Annotated in this window: 19 protein-coding genes and 1 other annotated feature; of the genes, 18 read left to right on the top strand and 1 reads right to left on the bottom strand. The window is 46.9% G+C overall.

The genetic code is table 11. The annotated features are described in order from the left end of the window. The first annotated feature begins 166 nt into the window (after nucleotides 1-166). The 14 genes from F0220_RS21675 (at nucleotide 167) to leuS (ending at nucleotide 15,290) form a co-directional block, all read left to right on the top strand. Nucleotides 167-1,123, top strand: a complete 957-nt coding sequence (locus tag F0220_RS21675) for an AAA family ATPase (RefSeq protein WP_062835567.1) — start codon at nucleotides 167-169, stop codon at nucleotides 1,121-1,123. Nucleotides 1,124-1,126: 3 nt separating this feature from the next. Further along, nucleotides 1,127-2,374, top strand: a complete 1,248-nt coding sequence (locus F0220_RS21670; RefSeq protein WP_179086484.1) for a DUF58 domain-containing protein — start codon at nucleotides 1,127-1,129, stop codon at nucleotides 2,372-2,374. Continuing rightward, a complete protein-coding gene (locus F0220_RS21665) occupies nucleotides 2,371-4,584 on the top strand; it encodes a DUF4129 domain-containing transglutaminase family protein (RefSeq protein WP_105599773.1) in 2,214 nt (737 codons plus the stop codon). Before F0220_RS21670 ends, F0220_RS21665 begins: the two co-directional genes overlap by 4 nt. Nucleotides 4,585-4,694: 110 nt before the next feature. Continuing rightward, nucleotides 4,695-5,222 (top strand): YqeG family HAD IIIA-type phosphatase, encoded by a 528-nt coding sequence (locus tag F0220_RS21660; RefSeq protein ID WP_036615148.1) that lies wholly within the window; start codon nucleotides 4,695-4,697, stop codon nucleotides 5,220-5,222. Then, nucleotides 5,219-6,346, top strand: a complete 1,128-nt coding sequence (yqeH, locus tag F0220_RS21655) for a ribosome biogenesis GTPase YqeH (protein WP_017687184.1) — start codon at nucleotides 5,219-5,221, stop codon at nucleotides 6,344-6,346. The genes F0220_RS21660 and yqeH overlap by 4 nt, the downstream gene beginning before the upstream one ends. 44 nt (nucleotides 6,347-6,390) lie before the next feature. Further along, nucleotides 6,391-7,260: a shikimate dehydrogenase gene (gene aroE / locus F0220_RS21650; RefSeq protein ID WP_091013919.1), complete on the top strand. Its 870-nt coding sequence runs from the start codon at nucleotides 6,391-6,393 to the stop codon at nucleotides 7,258-7,260. 269 nt (nucleotides 7,261-7,529) lie between these two features. Next, nucleotides 7,530-7,823, top strand: coding sequence for a ribosome assembly RNA-binding protein YhbY (yhbY, locus tag F0220_RS21645; protein WP_017687186.1), 294 nt, complete (start codon nucleotides 7,530-7,532; stop codon nucleotides 7,821-7,823). 15 nt (nucleotides 7,824-7,838) lie between these two features. Then, the gene (locus tag F0220_RS21640) at nucleotides 7,839-8,429 is read left to right on the top strand and encodes a nicotinate-nucleotide adenylyltransferase (RefSeq protein WP_105599771.1); all 591 of its coding nucleotides are present in this window, start codon (nucleotides 7,839-7,841) and stop codon (nucleotides 8,427-8,429) included. Continuing rightward, nucleotides 8,413-8,979, top strand: coding sequence for a bis(5'-nucleosyl)-tetraphosphatase (symmetrical) YqeK (gene yqeK / locus F0220_RS21635; RefSeq protein WP_091013921.1), 567 nt, complete (start codon nucleotides 8,413-8,415; stop codon nucleotides 8,977-8,979). Before F0220_RS21640 ends, yqeK begins: the two co-directional genes overlap by 17 nt. A gap of 75 nt (nucleotides 8,980-9,054) precedes the next feature. Beyond that, entirely contained in the window at nucleotides 9,055-9,402 is a 348-nt protein-coding gene (gene rsfS, locus F0220_RS21630) for a ribosome silencing factor (protein ID WP_036615136.1), read from the top strand. Continuing rightward, nucleotides 9,399-10,304 carry a CvfB family protein gene (locus F0220_RS21625; protein ID WP_105599769.1) on the top strand — a complete coding sequence of 302 codons (906 nt, stop codon included), beginning with the start codon at nucleotides 9,399-9,401 and terminating at the stop codon, nucleotides 10,302-10,304. The genes rsfS and F0220_RS21625 overlap by 4 nt, the downstream gene beginning before the upstream one ends. Before the next feature lie 128 nt (nucleotides 10,305-10,432). Beyond that, entirely contained in the window at nucleotides 10,433-11,203 is a 771-nt protein-coding gene (locus tag F0220_RS21620) for a class I SAM-dependent DNA methyltransferase (protein ID WP_091014390.1), read from the top strand. A gap of 226 nt (nucleotides 11,204-11,429) precedes the next feature. Beyond that, nucleotides 11,430-12,386 carry a phosphotransferase family protein gene (locus tag F0220_RS21615; RefSeq protein ID WP_105599768.1) on the top strand — a complete coding sequence of 319 codons (957 nt, stop codon included), beginning with the start codon at nucleotides 11,430-11,432 and terminating at the stop codon, nucleotides 12,384-12,386. A 111-nt stretch (nucleotides 12,387-12,497) separates the two neighbouring features. Further along, nucleotides 12,498-12,767 (top strand) — a binding site (T-box leader). Between the two features lie 78 nt (nucleotides 12,768-12,845). Continuing rightward, the gene (gene leuS / locus F0220_RS21610; RefSeq protein ID WP_091013926.1) at nucleotides 12,846-15,290 is read left to right on the top strand and encodes a leucine--tRNA ligase; all 2,445 of its coding nucleotides are present in this window, start codon (nucleotides 12,846-12,848) and stop codon (nucleotides 15,288-15,290) included. On the opposite strand, the gene comER is transcribed toward leuS, so the two are convergent. Next, a complete protein-coding gene (gene comER / locus F0220_RS21605; RefSeq protein ID WP_036615122.1) occupies nucleotides 15,271-16,116 on the bottom strand; it encodes a late competence protein ComER in 846 nt (281 codons plus the stop codon). The genes leuS and comER overlap by 20 nt on opposite strands. A gap of 83 nt (nucleotides 16,117-16,199) precedes the next feature. On the opposite strand from comER, the gene F0220_RS21600 reads away from it, so the two are divergent. From F0220_RS21600 to F0220_RS21585, 4 genes are all read left to right on the top strand, one after another. After that, a complete protein-coding gene (locus F0220_RS21600) occupies nucleotides 16,200-16,940 on the top strand; it encodes a ComEA family DNA-binding protein (protein ID WP_105599766.1) in 741 nt (246 codons plus the stop codon). Between the two features lie 40 nt (nucleotides 16,941-16,980). Beyond that, nucleotides 16,981-17,499 carry a deoxycytidylate deaminase gene (locus F0220_RS21595; RefSeq protein WP_105599765.1) on the top strand — a complete coding sequence of 173 codons (519 nt, stop codon included), beginning with the start codon at nucleotides 16,981-16,983 and terminating at the stop codon, nucleotides 17,497-17,499. A 102-nt stretch (nucleotides 17,500-17,601) separates the two neighbouring features. Then, a complete protein-coding gene (locus F0220_RS21590; protein ID WP_105599763.1) occupies nucleotides 17,602-20,472 on the top strand; it encodes a ComEC/Rec2 family competence protein in 2,871 nt (956 codons plus the stop codon). Between the two features lie 1,155 nt (nucleotides 20,473-21,627). Further along, on the top strand, nucleotides 21,628-23,592 hold the full coding sequence (locus tag F0220_RS21585) for a copper amine oxidase N-terminal domain-containing protein (RefSeq protein WP_219845143.1): 1,965 nt from the start codon (nucleotides 21,628-21,630) through the stop codon (nucleotides 23,590-23,592). The last annotated feature ends 56 nt before the right edge of the window (nucleotides 23,593-23,648 follow it).

Genomic DNA, 23,648 nt, shown 5'->3' with positions numbered 1-23,648 from the left:
AGGCTCCGGATGACTTCTATCCGGGGCTTTTTTGTCGTATTCATGCGAGAACTGCGGTGAATCTGACGGGCTGGAAACAAATTGTGAGTTCCTTCGAGTGTACTCGTGACTCTGGATCATGTACAATAAAAGGAAATCTGTATGCTTTTTTAGGAGGTTAGACCACATGCCTGTGCGCAAAGAGTCGATCCAAATCATATCCGCAGTTCGTTCAAATCTGGAATCCTGTATTATGGGGAAATCCTTTGAAATTCAACTTTTACTTACAGCTTTGCTTGCAGGTGGGCACGTTCTGATTGAAGACGTACCGGGAACTGGCAAAACGCAATTAATCAAGGCATTATCGAAATCCATGCGTGGTGAGTACCGGCGTATTCAATGTAATCCTGATATTTTACCTAGTGATATTACGGGCGTATCTGTGTTCCATCCGAAGGATGAGCGTTTTTATTTCCGGCCAGGTCCTGTGATGACCAACATCTTGCTAGCTGATGAGATTAACCGGGCCACAACAAAAACCCAATCGGCTCTGCTCGAAGTTATGGAGGAGCGCAGCGTAACCGTTGATGGCGATACGTATGATCTGCCACATCCATTCATGCTCTGTGCAACTCAGAATCCGATTGATTTTGAAGGTACGTATACTTTGCCGGAAGCACAACTCGACCGGTTTATGTTGAAAATAAGTCTAGGTTATCCCGATAAAGAAATTGAGAAAACACTGCTCAAGACACATCAGTTGGGCCAGCCTGTAGATCGGCTTGAATCCGTGACCCATATGGATCAGATCTCGGCAATTCAACAGGAGATCAAAGAAGTCTTTATTGGTGATCCGGTCATGGACTATCTGCTGGATGTTGTTCGTCAAACCCGCTCCCACCCATCTGTATTGCTGGGTGCCAGCCCACGTGCAGCCATATCGTTCATGATGGCCGTAAAAGCCTTTGCTTTCTTGCAGGAACGTGATTATGTGCTTCCGGATGATGTGAAAACGATGGCCCCTTATGTGATCTCTCATCGTATTGTGCTTCGTCCTGAATCGAGACTGGACAGTATGAGTTCCGAGGCCGTTTTGAATGCCGTACTCCAGCAAGTACGCGTGCCCGTCTCCATGGGGCAATAGTTCATGAAGCCGCTTTTGAGAACAGTCAATAGAGGGTTACGCCACCCACGCGTATGGAGCATCGCAATGGTGTGGATGTGCTGTCTGGCTTATGTTTTGTTTCAGGGCGGGAAGACATCCCTTATGTTGCTGTCGATGGTGACCCTGCTCTGTGTGTACCTTGCCATTGCTGGATTTAGCGGGGTAAGACGTGCTCAAGGAGTTCGTAGGTTATCTTCTGGTCCAGACCACGAAGAATTGCTGCATGCGGGTGACCAGGTTCAAGTACAGCTGAGTCTGACGATTCCGGGATTCCTTCCGCTTCCCTATGTTGTTGTACGTGAAATGCTGCATCGGCATAACGGAGAATCGTGGTCGTTCAAGGAAAGTTTGATTCCCAATATGCGTGGTAATGGCGAGTTGTCTTTTCAGACACCGCCACTTGAGCGGGGGAAGTATGTTTTTTCAGAAACGGAATGTGCCAGCGAGGACATATTTGGACTGATTGAACATCGAGGAAAGTTTAAGGCCAAAGGTGAGTTTCGCGTACTGCCAAGAACGGTATTTATTCCATATTGGCAGCTCTACGACCGCAAATCACGGTTATCCGGTCCTCAGACGGCGTTAACCCGCTCACGGAGAGAGACTACTCAGATCAATGGTGTACGTGACTACGTATACGGAGATCGACTTTCCCGCATTCACTGGAATGCAACGGCAAAGACAGGGAACTGGAAGTCCAAGGAGTTTGAACATGAGTCTGTGCCCAAAACCGTTCTGGTTCTGGATGCGCTGGCATCAAGTTATGAACATGGGGATGCATTTGAAATTGCCGTTTCCACGGCTGCCTCTCTGCTGGAATATGGTGTCAGGGAACGAATGGGGATGGGATTGTTGACGTTGTCAGACCAGACATCCTTCATGGCCCCCAGTGAAAGTCTGATGGAACGACAGAAGATGATGCATCATCTGGTGGATATTCAATATAACGGTCAGGATACCCATCTGTTGCCCGGCGTGGAAAGAATCGCACGTCAACTGCCTCAGGGAGCTTACTTTGTCGTGATTTCTCCCCAGAAGGATGAAAAAATAATGGAACTGTTGCGCTGGGCCGATACGAGGGGCATGACTCCATGTCATATTCTGATCGATACCAGTGAATCCCGCCGGAGTGCCGAGTGGAATGCAATGCTGCGTGGAAGAGGCACAAGGTCATTCACTGTTTCTCACCTGCAGGAGCTTCCAACGGTGATGGGGGGAGGTTCTGTATGAGTACAAAAGGAAATGAAAGTATTGCAGGCAAACGATCCTGGTATCATGCAGCGTCATTGCTCTGGATTTTCCTGATTGGCATGCAGTGGATTTCATTTACGCAGGAATCGTGGTACACGGAGACAACTTCTCTGGTGTTATGGACACTTGCAGCGGTCAGTGTGCTGGAGGTCATTCTGCCCTTCAAAACGATGTATCGGGCGATCATCAAGGCGGTCGTTGTTGGTTACATTTTGCATAAAACGCTGATTGATTATACGGTGTACATCCCTTATGGCTCTTTAACGGACCGAGCGGAGCAATTCATATTACACATGACGCCGTACATCTGGTTCTCCCTGTGTGCATGGGTGATGCTTGAAGCTGCGCTTCGACTCGTGACCACAACACGTCGCATTCTTGTTTTTCTGGGTGTTAACATCATTTCGATGGGGATTCTCGATTCTTTCACCCAGATTCCACTCTGGATTGAAATCGCGTGGGTGATGTTTGCGGGGATGGGATGGCTCGTATGTCAGCATTTCCGTAACTATCAGCTACAGTATCCACAAGGTTGGAAACGAATCATCCGGTATCCTTATAAAGTCCTGGCCAATATTGCCATTATCTTTTCTTTAATTATTGTAGCCAGCGTTAATATGCCGGAGATTCCACCCACCTTGACGGACCCATATACGGCGTGGCGTAACTATACAGGAACTTCCACAAGTCAGGCTGGTAACGGAAACCTTGATATTCCCGCGGCTACCGAATCGGGATACAGCAGGGAAGACAATCAGCTTGGTGGAGGGTTCAACTTCGACTATACCCCTGTCATGTCTGTCACCACCAATGAGCGTAGTTACTGGCGCGGTGAGACACGTGCAGAGTATACAGGTACAGGCTGGGATGACCGTGGACGGGGTGCGACAGAGAATGTTGAAGCCGGACAGCCTCTGGAGAACCAAGAATCCGGTAATGTGAATACCAAGCAAGTAACTCAGAACGTAACGATGCTGAATGATAATGTCTATCCGATTCTCTTTGGTGCTTATTCGATCTCGGAAGTGAGCTCCATTAATGGTGAGGACAGAACGGAACGGATGTTGTGGAATGCTGAACAGGCTGAACTGCATGTGGTGACAGACCGTCAGCAACCGCAGTATCCCAAGACGTATACTATCGTATCGGAAGCCCCTGTGATTGTGGAAGATGAGCTTCGTACGAAGTCATTTGAAGATCTGTATAACAGTAATCCGGCAGATGATATGTACTTGCAGTTACCATCCCGTTTCCCTGACCGGGTTTCGGATCTGGCAGCCGAGATAACGGCATCTGCGAATACTCCGTATGAAAAAGTGGCATTACTGCAAAACTATTTACAAACTAATTTTGAATACACGAACAATCCGGATTTATCTCGAAAAGTAAGCAGCGACTTTGTGGAAGGTTTCCTGTTCGATATTATGGAAGGCTACTGTGATTACTTCTCCACTGCGCTGGTGATGATGGCGCGCTCGGAGGGCATTCCTGCAAGATGGGTTAAAGGTTATGCGCCTGGACAATTGTCCCTGAATTCGGACATGCAGGCTCCACGTCAACCTGGCGCGGAGATTGAGACGACCTACACCGTTACCAATGCAGATGCACACTCCTGGGCAGAGGTTTACTTTGGTGAATATGGATGGATTCCTGTTGAGGCAACGCCGGGCTTTGATATGCCGTTGCTGACGGAACAACCTGATGTACAGCCTGTAGATGAGCCAGAAGAAGAGCCAGAAGAGGAGCCGGTACAAGAGGAGGAGCAGACACCTGCACCTGAGCAGACATCGTCTGCCATCCCGACTTTTGTTATCTGGGCTGCAGGAGCCATTATTGTAATGTGGGTAGCATACATGTTCTGGCGTAATCGTTTCTCCATGCGATTCTTCCTGCTTCGTCTACGGACAGGTGGACCGCTCACCCCTGAACAGAAGGTAGTGGCAGAAACCGAGCGTTGGATTCAGTATGTGAAACGCAAAGGGTTAACCCGGAGCGGAGACGAGACACTTCGTGAATCGGTAGCCCGCTGGAGCCAGGCAAAACCTGCTGCAGAAGCAACATTGTATGAGCTTCTCACGAAGTTTGAACAGACTCGTTACAGTCCGGCGTCCGTAACTGCCGACGACTGGAAGGGCGTCTATCAGACCGCCTTGAAGCTGCGGAAGGAACTGAAAGCGGAACGGGCATAGTTGTTGCCCGTCCCGTTTTTCCTTTTTTCCTATGCCATCAGGCGCTGTATGCATTTTCAGGAAAGACGGATTTGTGATATAGTGTGTCGTATGAAACTGAGGTGACTTCTTTGTTTAAAATGTTAATGCCCAAGCTGCGTGTAGACACGGTTTTTGACATTAATCTGGAAGAGCTGTACGCTCAAGGCTACCGTGGAATTATAACTGATCTGGATAACACACTCGTTGGAGCCAAAGCCCCTGACGCTACGCCCGAACTGATTGAATGGTTTGCACGTGTGAAAGAGGCCGGTTTCAAGCTGATGATTGTGTCCAATAACAATTTGAATCGTGTATCCCTGTTTGCGACCCCGCTGGATATCCAGTTTGTGCATAGTGCACGCAAACCATCGAATGTACCGTTTCGTAGAGCAATGAAAATGATGGAGTTATCTCCTGAAAACACGATTGTAGTAGGCGATCAGATGCTTACGGACGTTTATGGAGGGAACCGAATGGGGTTATATACCGTTCTGGTACTGCCAATCTCCATTGGGGACGAAGGTTTTATGACCCGCTTCAATCGACGCGTGGAACGGATTGCTCTAACGAGTTTACGCAGGAAAGGCTTATGGCTTGAGGAGGAAAAGAAGAAATGACAGAACCGCATAACGGCAATCTTGCCGTAAGGTGCAGCGGATGCGGCGTGCATCTGCAAACAGAAAATTCGGAATTACCAGGGTTTATCCCTGAGAAGGCATTGGATCGTGAACCGGTTATATGCCAGCGCTGTTTCCGCATCAAAAACTACAATGAGTCATCATCCGTTACGGTGGATCAGGACGAATTCCTGGCGCTGCTTAGCAAAATCGGGGATAAGGATGCACTTGTCATCCATATCGTTGATTTGTTTGACTTTGATGGCAGTATTATCTCCGGTCTGCAACGTTTTGTAGGCAACAATCCGGTATTGCTTGCTGTGAACAAAACGGACTTGCTTCCAAAAGTAACCAACTGGAACAAGGTTCGCAACTGGGTACAGAAGCAAGCCAAAGAACAGGGTTTGCGTACCGTGGATGTCGTCTTGTGCAGTGCGAAGCAAAATCAGGGCTTTGACCGTCTGCTTGAGCTTGTTGGAACCTATCGCGAAGATCGTGACGTCTACGTGGTTGGCGGTACCAATGTGGGTAAATCCACACTGATTAACCGTCTGATCCGTGATTACAGCGATCTGGAGCAGGAGCTGACCACGTCCCGTTATCCGGGAACAACGCTGGATATGGTGAACATTCCGCTGGATGATGGAAAATATATTATTGATACGCCTGGAATCGTGTATCCATGGCGTTTCAGCGAGATTGTTTCACGTAAGGATCTCGCCGCCATCATGCCTGAAAAGCCGCTTAAACCGGCTGTGTATCAGTTAAATTCCGGTCAGACGCTGTTCTTCGGCGGCATGGCTCGATTTGACTTTGTGGAAGGTGATCGCCAGTCGTTCACTTGTTTTATCAGCACTGCGCTTGATATTCACCGGACGAAGCTGGAGCGTGCAGATGACCTGTACCGCGACCATCTGGGAGAATTGTTGTCTCCGCCAACCCGTGAGGATGCAGCAGAGATGGCTGAATGGACCAGACATGAATTCCGCATCAAACGCGGCAGTCAATCGGATGTATTCATCTCGGGTCTGGGTTGGATTAAGGTTAATGGCGATATTGGAGCGCTTGTTGCTGTTCATGCTCCAAAAGGCATTCGTGTACAGATCCGCCCATCCTTGATCTAGTAATCTCAGAAGCTGTACATCAGATGGATCGGAGGCGGAACACTATGTCTGAGCAGAAAAAGTTCAACTCTTCACTTCCCGTGTTGCTTGGTGTTATGGGTGATCCTATTGCTCACTCTAAGTCTCCGGCAATGCACAATGCGGCTCTGCAGGCTGCAGAAGTGAATGGAATGTATATGCCACTGCATGTTCATCCGGATCAACTGGAAGCGGCCGTTCGGGGAATTGTGGCACTGGGCTATCGTGGTGTTAATGTCACCATCCCGCACAAAGAGCAGGTGATGCAGTATCTGGATGTGATCGATGAAAGTGCTCGCCTGATTGGTGCGGTGAATACCATCGTTAATGAAGGTGGAACACTGACAGGGTACAATACCGATGGTATTGGTTATGTCCGATCGCTGAAGGAAGAAGCTGTGCCTGAGCTTGCGGGCAAACGTATCGCTGTATTGGGAGCAGGTGGAGCGGCAAGAGGCGTTATATACGCACTTGCATTGGAGAAGCCTGAGCAGATCCACATTCTGAATCGTACAGCGGACAGGGCTGTTGCACTTGCTTCGGATTTACGTGGCCATGGCTTGGGAGAAATCTCGGGCAGTGGCATGGAAGACGCTGCAACGGTACTGGCTACGGCTGATATCGTGATTAACACAACGGCTGCCGGTATGCATCCTCATGTTGATGACGTTCCGGTTGATCCTGAACTGATCCGTGAAGGAGCAGCGGTGAGTGATCTGATCTACAATCCGCTGGAGACCCGTCTGCTTCGAGAGTCTCGGTTACGTGGATGCACAGTGCACGGGGGTCTGGGTATGTTTGTATACCAGGGCGCAGTGGCCTTTGAACATTGGCTTGGCATCCCGGCTCCTGTGGAGACGATGAGACGAGCGGTACTAAACAGCTTTGAAGTGTGAAAATGATATTAAGAGTACGTGCAAGACAACGAGTGCAGAACCAATCTGAGGAAACGGAGTGGTCGCATTTATCACCGGATTTTCCCTTTCTGAAAAGGGATCAGAAAAATCTGGGGATAACAGCGATCGGAAGATGGTACTGCAATCGGAGTCACCTTGTGGACTCAGTGATCATTTTCACCAATGAAAAATAATAATTGAATGGTCAGGTCCGGACAGTTTTGCGCTGTCGATCAGGGCCTGCTCAACATAAGGAGTATGGAGTATTCATGTTAAACGGTAAACAAAAGCGCTTTTTGCGGTCACAGGCACATCACCTGACCCCTGTATTTCAGATTGGTAAAGGTGGAACAAACGAGCACCTGTTCCGTCACATTGAAGATGCGATTGAGAAGCGCGAATTGATGAAAGTGCAAGTGTTGAACAACAATGACGAGGACAGAAAAGAGATGGCAGAAGAAGTTGCCCGTGAAACGGGAAGTGAGCTTGTACAACTCATCGGTAACACAATCATCCTGTACAAAGAATCTCGCGATAATAAACAAATCGAACTACCTAGATAAGGGAGCGTGACGCGGGTGAAGATCGGTATCATGGGTGGTACGTTTGATCCGATCCACATGGGACACCTCCTGGCAGCTGAATCGGCAAGGGACTCACATGCACTGGATGAGATCTGGTTCATGCCTTCCCATGTTCCACCTCACAAACGCGGAGCCGGAGCTTCGGGACAGCAACGTCTCGATATGACGGAAGCGGCTGTGAAGGGTGTGCAGCAATATGAGGTGCTGGGTATCGAGATGGAATTGGGCGGAGTGTCTTATACCATCGATACGATGAAGGAACTGTGGCGTCGCCATCCTGAACATGAATTTTATTTCATTATCGGGGCGGATATGGTGAACTATCTTCCCAAATGGGAGCAGATTGAAGAGCTTGCAGAACGCTTAACCTTTATCGGAGTTGGTCGGCCGGGCTTCCAGTTACATCTGGATGATTTACCAGACGAGTTACAGGATCGGGTCCTGCTGGCCGAGATGCCCTTGGTCGATATTTCATCGACAGCCGTACGCAGACGTCTGGCCAAAGGACATTCGGTACGCTTCATGATTCCAGATGAAGTGCACCAATACATTGTAAGGAGCGGTTTATATGGCACTAAGCCGTGATGAACTGATTCAAGCCGTATCCGGACAAATGCCGGAAAAACGCTGGAAGCATACACTGGGTGTAATGGAATCGTCAGTGATGTTGGCTGAAAAATACGGTGCTGATCCTGTGAAAGCAGATCTGGCAGCGATATTGCATGATGTGGCGAAGTACTGGCCCGTAGCGGAGATGGAAGCGGTCATCCGTGATAACGGATTAAACCAGGAACTTCTGCAGCATGACAAACAGCTCTGGCATTCCGAAGTCGGTGCTTTTGTAGCCGAGCGTGATTACGGTGTAGAGGATTCCGAAGTTATTAATGCCATCCGGTGGCATACCTCGGGTCGGGTAGGCATGAGCCTGCTGGACAAAGTGGTATGTCTTGCCGATTACATTGAACCGGGACGAGATTTCCCGGGAGTGGATCACATTCGCGAACAGGCTGAACGTAGTCTGGAGGAAGGTTTAATTGCCGGATTCGATTCGACGATCAGCTTGCTGATCTCGCAAAGACGTGTCATTTATCCTTTGACCATGCTGTCGCGGAATGACTTAATTGCACAATTATAGAGTTGTTCAAAAAGTCCACTTTTGATTACGAAGGATCTTTTTAAACACACAATTATAGATTATGGAGGTTGGTTCATGACAGTATCATCGAAAGAACTTATGAATATGGCGGTTGCTGCCGCTGACGACAAAAAGGCATCCAACATTGTAGCGTTGGATCTGATTAATGTTTCTCTGGTGGCGGATTATTTTGTTATTTGTCACGGGAATTCCGATACACAGGTACAAGCCATTGCCACTGAGATTCGCAAACAGGCTCATGCAGCCGGAGCGACGATCAAAGGTATCGAAGGTATGGATTCCGCACGTTGGGTACTGATGGACATGGGCGACGTTGTTGTTCATATCTTCCACCGCGACGAGCGTGAATACTACAATATTGAGCGTCTATGGTCTGATGCCAAAGTGGTGGAAACTGTATGAGTTTGATTGCTGGAACAGTCGTCTCTTTGCCGGTTTCACGTGAAGTGTCTCCGTTTGGCTTCTTTTTGACGACAGGATCGGAAGATGTACTGCTTCACTACACCGAGTTAACGCGGGATATTAAGATTGGCGAGACGCTTGAAGTATTTGTATTCTTTGATACGGAAGATCGTCTGGCCGTAACGATGAAAAAGCCTTATCTCATGCTCGGCGAAATGGCACGACTGGTTGTGGCTGATGTTCACCCAAGACTGGGTTGTTTCCTGGAAATGGGACTTGGACGGCAATTGCTGCTTCCTATTCGTGAATTGCCTGAACTGGAGGAACTGCGTCCTAAAGTGGGGGATGAAGTCTTTGTAATCATGGAACATGATAAGCAAGGACGTCTGCGTGCCAAATTGGCCGGGGAACGTGAACTTTCACCATTGGCTTTCCATGCGCCAACTTCATGGTTAAACGAGTGGGTTGAAGCGACGGTATACAAACCACTGCAGATGGGTACTTTTGTACTTGTAGAGGGCGGTGTACTGGGCTTTGGCGCGATTGGTATGATTCATTCATCCGAACGCAGTCATATGCTGCGCCTTGGTGAAAAAGTGAAATGTCGAGTGACACTGGTACGTGAAGACGGACGTGTGAATCTGGCCATGACTCAACTCAAACAAGTTGGACGTAACGAAGATGCAGACAAGCTGCTCGCTTTCATGAAAGAACGCCCTATGGGTGGCATGCCATACTCGGATGCAACTCCGCCGGATATCATCAAGCAGCGCTTTGGCATCAGTAAATCTGCTTTCAAGCGTGCCTTGGGCAAATTGATGAAGGACGGACTGGTGGTCCAAAAGGAAAGCTGGACGTATCTGTCCGAATCTGCTCCTGCGGATCAAAGTGAAAACAAATAATCTTCCTGATTAAATAGTTGTAATATGGAACTCGGATAAGGCAGGGATAGGCTGGGTAAACACCGGATGCCCTGTCTTTTCTTTTGTTAACAGGATTGGAAAATGAAATTGAAAGTGCGGTGCCTGACATGTCTTACCGGAAATTTGCCTATGTGTATGATGAATTAATGGAAGATATGCCTTATCCGGACTGGATAAGGTTTGCAAGAACAGCATGGGAAAAGCATGGAATGCCCAAAAGTGTCGCTGAACTTGGCTGTGGAACGGGCTCCATTACGATCCCGCTCGTGAACTCCGGTTTCGAAGTTACAGGCATTGATCTCTCAGCAGATATGCTGTCGGTTGCACGCAGCAAGATGGAGGCTACGCCTCAAGGTCATCGTTTGTATCGGGAAGGCAGTGTCCGGTGGGTGCAGCAGGATATGCGGGAATGGCGAGTTCCGGAACCTGTGGATTCGGTGATATCTTTCTGTGATTGTGTCAATTATTTGCTTGAACAAGAAGATGTCATTCGTACATTCCAGCGCACATATGAGATGCTGAAGCCTGATGGAACGTTCCTGTTTGATGTCCATCATCCCAATACCCTTATTCGTTATGATGAGGAGCAGCCTTTTGTACTGGATGAGCGCTCCGTGTCGTATATTTGGACTTGTGATCTGGATCAGGATCGCTGTGAGATCGAACATCATCTCAGTATTTTTTCGCGTGTGGATGATGGTAGCAAGGATATGTATCAACGGTTTGAAGAAGTTCATGTCCAGCGTGCATATAATCCGGACTGGATGAAGCTGGAGTTATCCAAGGCAGGTTTTAGAGACGTGAAGGTATATGCGGATTTTGAATGGAAAGAGGCCAAAGACAGCGCTCAGCGCTTGTTCTACGTTGCTGTGAAGTAAGAACGAAAGATGACAACTGTCCTTATGTATGGTGCATAAGGGCAGTTTTTTTGTTTGATTTTCCATGGAGAGTGAATAGCAATATTCTTAAATAGGGTAAAGGAGTACAAGAAAAGACATAACGACGTGACAAAAAGTATTGCCAGTTAAAGTAAAGGAGGCGATAATAGTCGGATAGAAAGCGTTTTCTGAGAAAATAAATCAATTGTCAATGTGAGGTGTGAAAATGGAAAGTACATATAAAACAAGACTTACGTCAGAACAGTTGAATGCCATAATAGAGCAGCATTTCTCTGCAGGTATACAGGACTACAAGGAAATGGTGGATGGCTGGGCCAATCATGCATATCTCATTACACTGAGTGACGCACAGCGAGTGGTACTCAAGATTGCTCCATCGGCTTCGACAAATCTGATGCGCTGTGAGCAGGATCTCATGATTGCCGAGGTTGAGGCACTACGCCTCATTACGGAGCTACAGGATGTTCCCGTACCCCAAGTGCTGGCTTATGATGATTCGTTAACCAAGGCTTCAGCGCGTTATTTTATCATGGAGTACATGTCTGGAACACCCTATAATCAGGTCAAGGATCAGTATTCTGCGGAAGAGCAGGAGACCATTGAACAACAACTCGGTTGGTACAATCGTCGAATTAATGAAATCAAGGGTGAGAAGTTTGGATATTTCTCGGAGCAAAAACAGCGTTATTCCACATGGAAAGAAGCATTTATGAATTTGATGGATGACATTCTTACCGATGGTGAAGAAGCCGGAATTACATTTTCGATCGATTACCCTGAATTGAGACGCTTGATTGAAGAAAAATCAAATGTGCTGGATGATGTCAAAGAACCTGTGCTTGTGAGTTGGGATCTGTGGGATGGCAATGTTCTAGTAGACGCAGGTCGTATCACAGCGATTATTGATTTTGAACGTTCACTATGGGCAGATCCTCTGATGGAGCATTATTTCAGTCATTTTAACTATACGCCTGGTTTTGTGAAAGGGTATGGGCATGCGATTACGACTGAAAGTGAGCTGAAAAGAAGAAGCCTCTATGACTTGTACTTTGATCTGGTGCTACGCATTGAGTGCGCTTATCGTCAATATGATAATCAGGAACATGTGAATTGGACCATTCATAATCTGGAGGAAGGCATTGAGCGTTTTCGGTCATCCTGAACAGCAACCAGCGTTATGAACGGTACGAACCGTAGACTTCAAGATGGCGATTATAACGTGTAATATTGACTTTGGGCTTGCTTTTTTATATAATGGTCCCGATATTGTATACATATTTCGATGATAAGGATCAGTAGTAATTCCTGTACATAACAGAGAGCCGGCGGTTGGTGCAAGCCGGTTGACAGTGATTTGCGAACTCGCCTTGGAGAAATGCGGTGATTACACCATTCTGTTTAACCTGCTTGTATAAAGCTTGGGTTCAGGAATGGAAATCCGCATCGGTTAACCGCCGTTACAGGTCCAAAGGGAGTGGATGACGAAGCACGTTCGTCCGCTAACTAGGGTGGTACCACGGGAATTCAACCTCTCGTCCCTAGCGCTGCAAACGCTACGGGATGCTGAGGTTTTTTTGTTGCAATTAAAGCTAAAGCGAATAACCTGAAGGAGGAACAATAGATGAGTGAGAATAACCAGCCGAAACACGGCTATCAGCCACAAGTTATGGAAAAAAGTTGGCAGCAATACTGGGATGCAAATAAAACGTTTAAAACGGGTGAGGACCCTGCTAAACCGAAATTTTATGCACTGGATATGTTCCCTTATCCATCCGGTTCAGGTCTGCACGTAGGCCACCCGGAAGGATATACGGCAACGGATATCGTTTCCCGTTACAAACGTATGCGCGGTTACAATGTATTGCACCCAATGGGTTGGGACGCTTTCGGTCTGCCTGCTGAGCAGCATGCACTGGATACAGGTGAACATCCACGAGATATTACATTCCGTAATATTGACAATTTCCGTCGCCAGATCAAATCGCTTGGTTTCTCCTATGACTGGGATCGTGAGATCAGCACAACGGACCCTGAATATTATAAATGGACACAATGGATCTTTATCCAGCTGTACAATAAAGGCCTGGCTTATGTGGATGAAGTTGCAGTTAACTGGTGTGAAGCCCTTGGAACGGTACTTGCTAATGAAGAAGTTATTGATGGCAAGAGTGAACGTGGTGGACATCCGGTTGTACGCAAACCGATGCGTCAATGGGTTCTGAGAATTACCGAGTATGCAGAGCGTCTGCTGGAAGACCTGGAAGAGCTGGATTGGTCTGAAAGCATCAAGGATATGCAGCGCAACTGGATCGGTAAATCGACAGGTGCGGAAGTTGTATTTGCCATTGAGGGTCGCGAGGAAGTCATCAAGGTGTTCACTACCCGTGCGGACACATTGTTCGGTGCGAGCTTTGCAGTACTTGCTCCTGAACATGAACTGGTAGAAGTAATTACAACCGATGACCAACGTGAAGCGATTCAGTCTTATCAGGAGCAGGCTTCTCGTAAAAGTGATCTGGAACGTACAGATTTGGCCAAAGACAAAACAGGTGTTTTCACTGGCGCTTATGCAATCAATCCCGTTAACGGTGCAAAACTGCCGATCTGGATTGCTGATTACGTTCTTGCAGGTTACGGTACAGGTGCGGTTATGGCTGTTCCGGGTCATGATGCACGTGACTGGGAATTTGCGAAGCAGTTTGGTCTGGATATCATCGAAGTTATTCAAGGTGGAGATGTTACACAAGAGGCTTATTCCGGTGATGGCGCGCATGTGAATTCCGATTTCTTGAACGGACTGAATAATGAAGAAGCGGTTGCCAAGATGATTGCTTGGTTGGAAGAGAACGGTAAAGGACAAGGGAAAGTAACCTATCGTCTGCGTGATTGGCTGTTCAGCCGTCAGCGTTACTGGGGTGAGCCAATCCCGATTCTGCATCTGGAAGACGGAACGATGAAGACCGTACCGGAGGATCAACTTCCACTGCTGCTGCCTGATATCGACCAGATCAAACCTTCGGGTACAGGAGAATCACCACTGGCGAATGTTACGGAGTGGGTGAATACGGTAGATCCGGAAACGGGAATGAAGGCACGTCGCGAGACCAACACCATGCCACAATGGGCGGGTAGCTGCTGGTATTACCTGCGCTTTATCGATCCGCACAATGACAAGGAACTGATCTCCAAGGAGAAACAGCAGCAGTGGCTGCCAGTTGATCTGTACATTGGCGGAGCAGAGCACGCGGTGCTTCACTTGCTGTACGCTCGTTTCTGGCACAAAGTGCTGTATGATCTGGGTGTTGTCGAGACCAAAGAACCTTTCCACAAGTTGGTGAACCAAGGTATGATCCTGGGTACCAATAATGAGAAAATGAGTAAATCCCGTGGTAATGTCATTAACCCGGATGAAATCGTGAATGAATTCGGTGCAGATACATTGCGTCTGTACGAGATGTTCATGGGACCATTGGAAGCGACAAAACCGTGGAATGCAAACGGGGTTGAAGGCATGCACCGCTTCCTGTCACGTGTATGGCGTCTCTTCATTAACGAAGACACAGGAGCCATCAATGACAAGATTACGGTGGACGGTGGAACGGATGAGTTCAAACGGACTGCTCACAAAACGATTAAAAAAGTTACGGAAGATCTGGAACATCTGCGCTTCAACACATCCATCAGCCAGCTGATGATTTTCATCAACGATGCATACAAAGCGGACACACTGCCTCGTGAAGCGATGGAGAAATTTGTGCAGCTGTTGTCACCACTGGCACCGCATATGGCAGAGGAACTGTGGAGCCGTTTGGGTCATGAAGGTGGAATCTCTTACGTGGCTTGGCCTGAATATGATGAGTCCATGACAGTGGATGCGGAAGTAGAAATCGTTGTTCAGGTAAACGGTAAAATCGTAACTCGTGCTACAATCGCGAAGGATCTGGATGCACAGGGTATGCAGGACTTCACGATGGAGCTGGCACCTGTTAAGCAGGCACTGGAAGGCAAGACCATTCGCAAGGTCATTGCCGTTCCAGGCAAACTCGTTAATATTGTTGCCGGTTAATCTCACCGGCTCGGAATAGTTCATCCAGCTTTAACAAATCTTCATCATATTTGTCATGTGTCGTGTGGATCAGGCTGTCGAAAACACCGTCGAGACTTACCTTCAGCAGTGCAAGTGCCTGAGCGGTAATACCGCCAGGTACAGCGACACGAGCCTGAAGCTCTTGCGGGGTGTATCCTCCTTCGGTGAGCAGCTTGCCTGTTCCCAGGAGCATTTCGCCAGCCAGAGCGCAGGCATCTGCCCTTTTGATGCCTGTCAGCTTCACGGCACTTTCGATCCACTGTTCCAAAAAGAACGATATGAATGCAGGTCCGCAGCTGGAGAAGTCGGATGTAATTCGTGTACAGGCTTCATCCACCTGGTACGGCCTGCCTATATGACTAAGCAGACTTTCTAACACAGCGCGGTCTTCACTGGTCATTCGTTCGCCGTGTATGCAGAGTGATGCTCCACTGCCGACTTGGTGTGTGACACTGGGAATTACCTTGGAGACTTTGCAAGGAAGTGAAGATTCCAGATGTCGCAGCTGCACGGGACTGGTGATCGAGACAATTATATGATTGGGATTCACGACAGGCAGGATGTCGTCAATAACATGTTTGAATTCAAGCGGCTTCACGCACAGGAAGATGATGTTGCTTCGGATCACCGTTTCCCGATTGCTCTGGGATTCATGCAGACCGGGGTAACGGAGGGATAACTGACGTACTTTGGACGGGGTTCGATTGCTGGCGGCGATCTGCCGGGGCTCAAGTGCACCCGATTGGATCAGGGCATAGATTAACAGGCTGCCCATGCTGCCGGTTCCGATAAATCCAACCTTCATTGTTTCAGGCCTCCTTTCATGCTTTACGGTACTGGCGCAGTTCATTCCCTCTATTCTATGCGTAAGGACCTGTTTCACATGACATGAAAAATGCACAACTTGTTTCATCAGGAAAGTACAACGGTTCGGAAGCACCGCCCGTGTTCGAAATGAATGATTTTGAATTCAGGGAGAGGTGTGGAAGAATGAGATGGAACAAAGGGATGACCATTGCTGCTGCGGTGGTTGGAAGTATACTAATATTATGGTCGGGCAAAAGTGAACAACCACCTAGTGGCTGGGAACCCTTGCAGCTCGGCACCGAGAAGCCGACGATAGAGCAGGAACTCCCTGCTGTACTGTCGGCTAATTCGGTTCAGGGCAATACAGGAGCATCTTCTTCGGGAACCGAGGCAAGTGGGCTGCAGACTGGAAATGATGCAAAGGCAGATGAGTCTAAAGAGCTTGCGAGCGTTGGGGTTGAAGGTGATTCAGTTGCTCAAACTACAAGTCAGACGAATGATAATCCACCGGACACCTCGAATTCGATTGAACCAGTTACGCAGGGTACGAATTCTGATCCTTCGGTTACTTCGGAGACGGCATCAAGCAGTAATCCACCTGTAGTTCGTGAGGAAGCTGGCGACAATGGCAAGATTGATGTGAATACCGCTCCTGTCTCCAAGCTTATTGAGCTTCCCGGAATTGGGGAGAAGAAAGCTCAAGCTATTGTGGACTATCGGAATACACATGGTCCTTTTGCAAAAGTCAGTGATCTGACAAAGGTCAAAGGAATCGGGATGAAGATGCTGGAGAAGATGGCGCCGTATGTGCAGATCCGGTAAAATATAAAATATAAATTGTATTAAGCGGGAGGAAAGCAGCATGAGTACAGAGGTACGCAAGGACTGGGATACGTATTTTATGGACATCGCGTATATGGTTTCCACCCGTTCCCGCTGTTCGCGTCGTCATGTGGGTGCCGTTCTTGTTCAGGGAAAGAAACTGCTGGGAACAGCCTATAATGGTGCACCCACCGGCGTCCCGGATTGTTCTGAAGCAGGTTGCATGATATCGGAAGAGTATGAATTGGTCGTGACCGATGGGCAAGAAGGAATGGTGAAAAAACAACGATGCATTCGCACAATTCATGCGGAGCAAAACTTGCTTTTATTCACAGATCGAATCGACCGCGAAGGCTCGTCTGTGTATGTGACCGACGAACCGTGCTGGACATGTGCCAATATGCTGGCGAATAGCGGGATTACAGAAATCGTGTTTCATCGTTCTTATCCTAAAGATACCGGCAAGGTTACAAATATGATGGAACAGAAGGGAATAACGTTCCGCAGGCTGGAGAATTACCAGCCTCCGCGGGAAACGATGATGACCGTGAGCAATTAATGTAAATATGATCTAATACGTGAGGGAGAACCTCCGGTAAGCCTGAACTGGCTTCCCGGGGGTTTTTCTGCGTTCAACGGGTGAAATGAAGGAGGGGTAGAAATGAAAGGCAGACCATTATTAAGTTTTACGATTTGTTGGTTGTGCGGGAGCGGAATAGCATGCGCGTTAACAGGCTGGACATTAATCTGGGGGTTAATTGGAGCTCTGGCATGTCTGCCACTTTTACTTCGTTTTATAGATGTGCGTGGATGGTCTGTTTTATTTTTACTCGCTGCCTTTATTGGAGGCGCTGCACATTGGGAGTGGAATGACTCACGCAATCATAGCAGTCTGCCGGAGACCCTGCATATCGCAGCTTATGAGTTGGACGGATGGTCAGCTGAAATTCAGGGTGAGCTGGTGTCAGATGTACGCATTGATGGAGATCGGGCTGACTTTAAGATTCAGATGTCTGCAATATTGCCCTTATCGGATTCATCAGCAGATACAGATCTGGCAGCATCATCTGCATTCAACATAGATGAACAATTGATGGTACAAGTCAGACTGTTGGAGGAAGAAGAACAACAGGCAGCAGCGGGATGGAATAGGGGCGATTTGATTACGCTTAATGGTTCTTTTGTCCTTCCTGGTGAAGCCAGGAACTTTGGCGGGTTTGATTATCGCAGTTACTTGCGCACCCTGCATATCCACTGGTTGTTCAAAGTGAAGGGAGCCAGTTCGGTCACAGTAGTTGCTCCTGAGGGACTTGGACAATATAACGTACTACGGTGGACGGATTGGACTAGGCATAAGTTGGGCTTGGCGGTTGAGCAGTTATTTCCAGAGCCTCATGCAGGATATATGAAGGGTCTTATTATCGGGATGGCTACTGATATCGATCCAGGTACCTATGGTCAGTTTTCACAACTCGGTCTAACGCATATCCTGGCAATCTCCGGAACCCATGTCGCTGTATATGTTGCTTCGTTGCTTCTCATTCTATCTTGGCTAAGGCTTACCAGAGAGACGGCACTCACAATTGTTCTGATCCTGGTGCCAGCTTATGTGCTGTTATCCGGAGGTTCACCTTCGGTGATTCGGGCAGGAATTATGTCCATGATTGGGTTGTACATGGCACGCCGTGGCCTCGCCAGAGACGGTCTTCAGATGATCAGTGCAGCAGCATTGCTGATGATGTGGTGGGACCCGTACTTTTTGCTAAGCGTGAGCTTCCAGTTATCCTTTCTCGTTACCGCAGGTCTGATGATATACATGCCATTGATTAACCGGCTGTTCAGCAGCTGGCCGAAGTCTCTGGCTGCAACGGCATCCGTTACCGTGACCGCTCAGCTGATTTCGTTCCCAGTAACCATTTTGTATTTCAACCAGTTCTCACTACTTTCATTTGTAGCCAACTTTCTGTTGGTTTCTTTGATCAGTGCTATTGTATTACCTCTGGGGACGGTCGCCATGTTATTGTCATTCATATGGGTTCCCTTGGCGAAACCTCTCGCATGGATTGCGATGCAATTGAATCAACTGACATTTGTAAGCGTGGAGTGGATGAACAGTCTGCCAGGTTTTGTGTTGATCTGGGCAACACCGCCCTTGTTATGGATTGCCGCATATTATGCTGTGTTGTATACCTTACTCTACCTGTTGCATCGTGGCAATGGTGAGCAGCAAGAAACAGCGTTTGTTGAGGAAGAGACGGCTCCTCTTGTGAGGGGACAACCTTCAGTTTCAATGACGAATATGGGCATTCGCTCTTCAGTGTCTACGGTGGTGGCACAGGATCAAGGTAAGAACCGTGTAGATGGAAAAGAATCTTCATTAACGACATTAGGAGCCAGTATTGCCTGGCCGGAATATACAAGTGCATTTACCGCACGAGGTGCAGGTTATTATGCGCATCAACGAATGAGTAAAGTTCAGCGCAGGTTGTGCGGCTTGCTCGCAATCAGCTTTGTTGCTGGATTGTGGTGGGCATATCAGACTCCCAAGCCTGCTGGAACCGGCATCGTGCAGTTTTTGGATATTGGACAAGGGGACAGCACATTGATTACAACCCCGGAAGGCAAACACATTCTGGTGGATGGCGGGGGAACGGTTAGTTTTGGGAACACCGAACAATCTTGGAAAACAAGACGTGATCCGTATGAGGTGGGAGCTAAGGTGGTTGTTCCTCTATTGAAAAAAAGAGGCATCCATCAACTGGATGCTGTCATTGTCACGCATGCTGACCAAGATCATGCCGGAGGACTACAGGCTGTGCTGGAACAGATTCCAGTTAAACGTTTCATGTTTAATGGCACGACCAGCGGTAAGGATAACTTTGATAAGCTGCTGAATACAGCCATGGAACGGAAGATTCCTCTGTACGCCATTCGGCAGGGCATGTCCTATAAGGTTGATAAGGAGACAAGTTTACATTTTATAGCTCCAGATCTGGCACATATGGATGTAAATGTATCGGGCAGTTTGCCTGTGTCTGAACACCAGAATCATGATTCGGTTGTCTTTCTGCTGGAAATGGCCGGAGCTTCCATGTTGTTCACCGGGGATATGGATGCTGCGGCCGAGCAGGACCTGCTCTATATGATTCAAGATGGCTCATTGGCTGCTCAGTTTGAACAGAAAGGTGCAGATATTGGAGTTACAGAGGGAGTTGTACAAAGGGTACTTACACGCCCGTTGCAAGGTAATTTAAATGATGCTTCAGCATCTGTATCCATTGACGTTCTAAAGGTCGCTCATCATGGGAGTAAAACGTCGTCAACCGAAGCCTGGCTCCAATACTGGAATGCCAGAACCGCCGTGATATCTGCAGGAGTTAACAATACATATGGGCATCCCAATCCGGGAGTGATGGAACGTCTGGAAGCTGCGGGGTCAGATATTTATCGGACAGATCAGATGGGCGAGGTTCAGATGAGGGTGAAAGATGGGGAGATTGCTATCCGGTACAAGTTGGTCGGGGTTGAGTGACGATTTTACAAGGCTGCATAATAACCAGGTTGAAGTGTTTATAAAACGGTTATGACGGCACGCGATCTATTTATCGGTGTGAAGATGAGTGAAGAAAACTCCGATTTAATACCAACTGGAAGGTTAAAAAGACAAGAGAACATAGAACAATGTGGATAGTTTGAGCAGAAAAAGTATTGAAGTTAAGTGTAAATATCGAGTAGATGATCCCACCTATGAAGCCTAATAGACCATATGCAACGATTGCAACAAGCAATCTCATATACGTATTATCTTTTTTTCTGTATAAACGTAATCCATCCACCAATATAGAAAGTGGCGTAAGTAAGAAAAGTAAAATAGCGAGGTTAATCAATAATCCAACCGCAAATTGATACCCGAATGAATAATAGTAAGTATTCTCTAATCTTTCATCTATAGGGACATAGTGATATATCCCCATTGCAAGTGAAATGAACACTGCAGTTAGTACAGCTGCAAGTATTTTTCCGCGCGGCCTATTGATTCTATGGGTTTTTGTCATTCGTATATTGACCTCCATCTTGAATAACTATATTCAACAACTGATAGACTTAGGGAGTTACTATATTTTAGCATACACAGGCTGAGAAAGAATGAGTGAGGGATATTGAGAAAGTAGTACTTGGTTAATCAATAACAGAAAAAAGTCGTTCCGTTGCGAACGACTTCTTTCTGAATTTCATGATAATAACACATTTCAATCGTTATGCGTTATGAGGATAGTTTGGCTGTCAGTTAGTATAGTTGACTAGGGAGGAACTACTCTCACTCTCTTGCTTTTGAGATACTAATCGGCAAGCTAATTATAGTTGCGCTGAATAAGTTTAGTATATGATCAATTTGATCCCAACTTTTATGCCAGATTATCATATTAAATGCAATCATTTGTATTTGGTTTGTTGGATTTATGTAAAAATATAGTTTTAGTTGCGGTTTTATTATTGTTAAGTAATTTTTGTTACAGGATTATGGTTATTTTTACCGAATAATAGTTAGGCCCACCTTCGAGGAGGGATAGAGATACTTAGTGATCGTAGCACTAGCACTATACATAATAATGAGGGGATCAAGAAAATGGAACTTGTAGAAATGACACAAAGTAAAAGGAACTGTAATGCAACTCAGAAGTTTAGAGTGAAATGGATTAGAAAAGCGATAGCCCTATGGATTGGATTTTTAGTTATCGGTTTGATCGCAGGACAGTCCTCCGCTTTGGCATCATCTGGATCGGGTAACTCCATCACTTCAGTTCTTGACCGGAATGACTATTTGCTGGACGATGGTACACTTTGGTCTAAAGGGATCATAAGTGGAGTATGGACACAAAATAGAAAACTGATTGGTATTTCAAAATCTGACAACCATTTCATCTTTGGGTGGACTGCCGATGGCCAAGTGATTCGGTGGGATAAGGACAATGCGCATAAACCAGTAACGAAACAATTCAATGGTGTGATTAAGGTATATGGCCATGGATGGGTTCAGCTTCAGGATGGAAACCTTTATAATTTTGATGATCAGGCTAAGGTTTTGGAATCGATTATCGATGCGGATTCTTATCGGGATAGTTCTGGGAGAGATTCTTCTTATACTGCATTATCTTCATCAGGAGATATATATTATGACAAATACAACAAAATACGTAAAGCTGGAAATGTACCTGATGGTAAAGCAATTGCAACAAATGGTGTTTACGCAGCTGTGCTGAAAAATGATGGCTCGGTAGTGATCGTAAGTATGCTATATGAGGATGACTACATCACGGTTGCAAATAATGTGCAATCTTTGATTTGGTGGGGGAGTACGCATAAACTGCTCACGGTGAAACAGGATGGAACCGTCTGGAGCTACGATCGAACTGCCAAATATAAGGGTGAGCAACTGCCGGGTTTAAGTAACGTATCGCGGATGGTGTATGCGCCTAATCTGGATGAACTATATGCACAGTTACAGGATGGATCATGGGCTACATATGATAATGGAAAGTTAGCTCCTCTATCAGCTCCTGCGTTAAATCAAGTGACACTTGCGGCATCTTCCAAGGACGCTAATATTGGGGATACGATTACCCTTACCGTTCAGGAGAATTATAGTAATGGATTCAAAAACAAACGTGCGCCATTGCCTGAAGAAATTATAGTGGAGCAGCCCCAAGTTGCACAGATTCAGGCAGGAGCCATACTAAAGGTTACGGGCATGGGAACAACCAAAGTGACTTTGAAGATAGGAGATTTGGCTTCAAGTCTTCAACTGAACGTTGATTCAGAGCAAAAGTTATCAGGCGCCACATTGCTGGATGGAAATGTATACTTGCCAGTACAGTCGGTGTTCAAAACATTGGGAGCCACAATTGATGTGAAGGGCTCATCTTTTGAGATTCAATTTGGAGATGACAGTATTACTTTGCAAAAGGGAAGTGCTGTTGCGCGATTAAACAACAAAGAGCTGAAATTGAAAGGGAAAGTACAAACCATTGGAGGACAAACTGTATTTCCAGCAGACTTGTTAAGACGGGCTGCGGGTATTCAGGTTCAATGGGATGCTGAGCTAAAACAGGCCAAGGTGCTGGTTGGAAATTCTTCTATTGTGGTGGAATCGAAGGATACACTTGCACTGATTAAGAAAAAAGAGTTGGGGAATCTTGCTCGCTTCATTGGCAAGTCCTACTGGATCAACAGTGATACGAGTTTAGGGCAACGATTCAGTAAAGTGACCATATCAGATATCAAAAATGAGAAGATTAAATACGGTGATCGAAGTTACTCTATTATCTTCCGTAATGCAAAAGGAAAAACCGTTTCCGCTTACGCAGGAGGTACACCTTCCAGTGTGACGGAGATGCTTGCCGATTCCAACCAATTCTTCTCTTCTGATCCGTATAAGAAATACAATTGGTCCAAGTCCACTTGGAATAAAATCATTGGTGGAGAGGTAGCTCTAGGAATGAACATAACTCAGGTGCGCCTTGCATGGGGAGATCCATCGAACATTACGTATGAAACGAGTTCAAAAGGCAAAATCGAAGTTTGGGTGTATGGCAGCTCAGCAGGCATAAGAGCTTTAGGGTTTCTCAATGGCAAACTGATGGCGATTTACTGATGAATATACCAATTCATCACTTCATTTGATTGCAGGTTACAGCACAGCACAAAAAA

The sequence above is a fragment of the Paenibacillus sp. 37 genome (assembly GCF_008386395.1).
Classification (GTDB): Bacteria; Bacillota; Bacilli; order Paenibacillales; family Paenibacillaceae; genus Paenibacillus; species Paenibacillus amylolyticus_B.
This window is presented reverse-complemented; position numbering and strand designations above follow the sequence as displayed.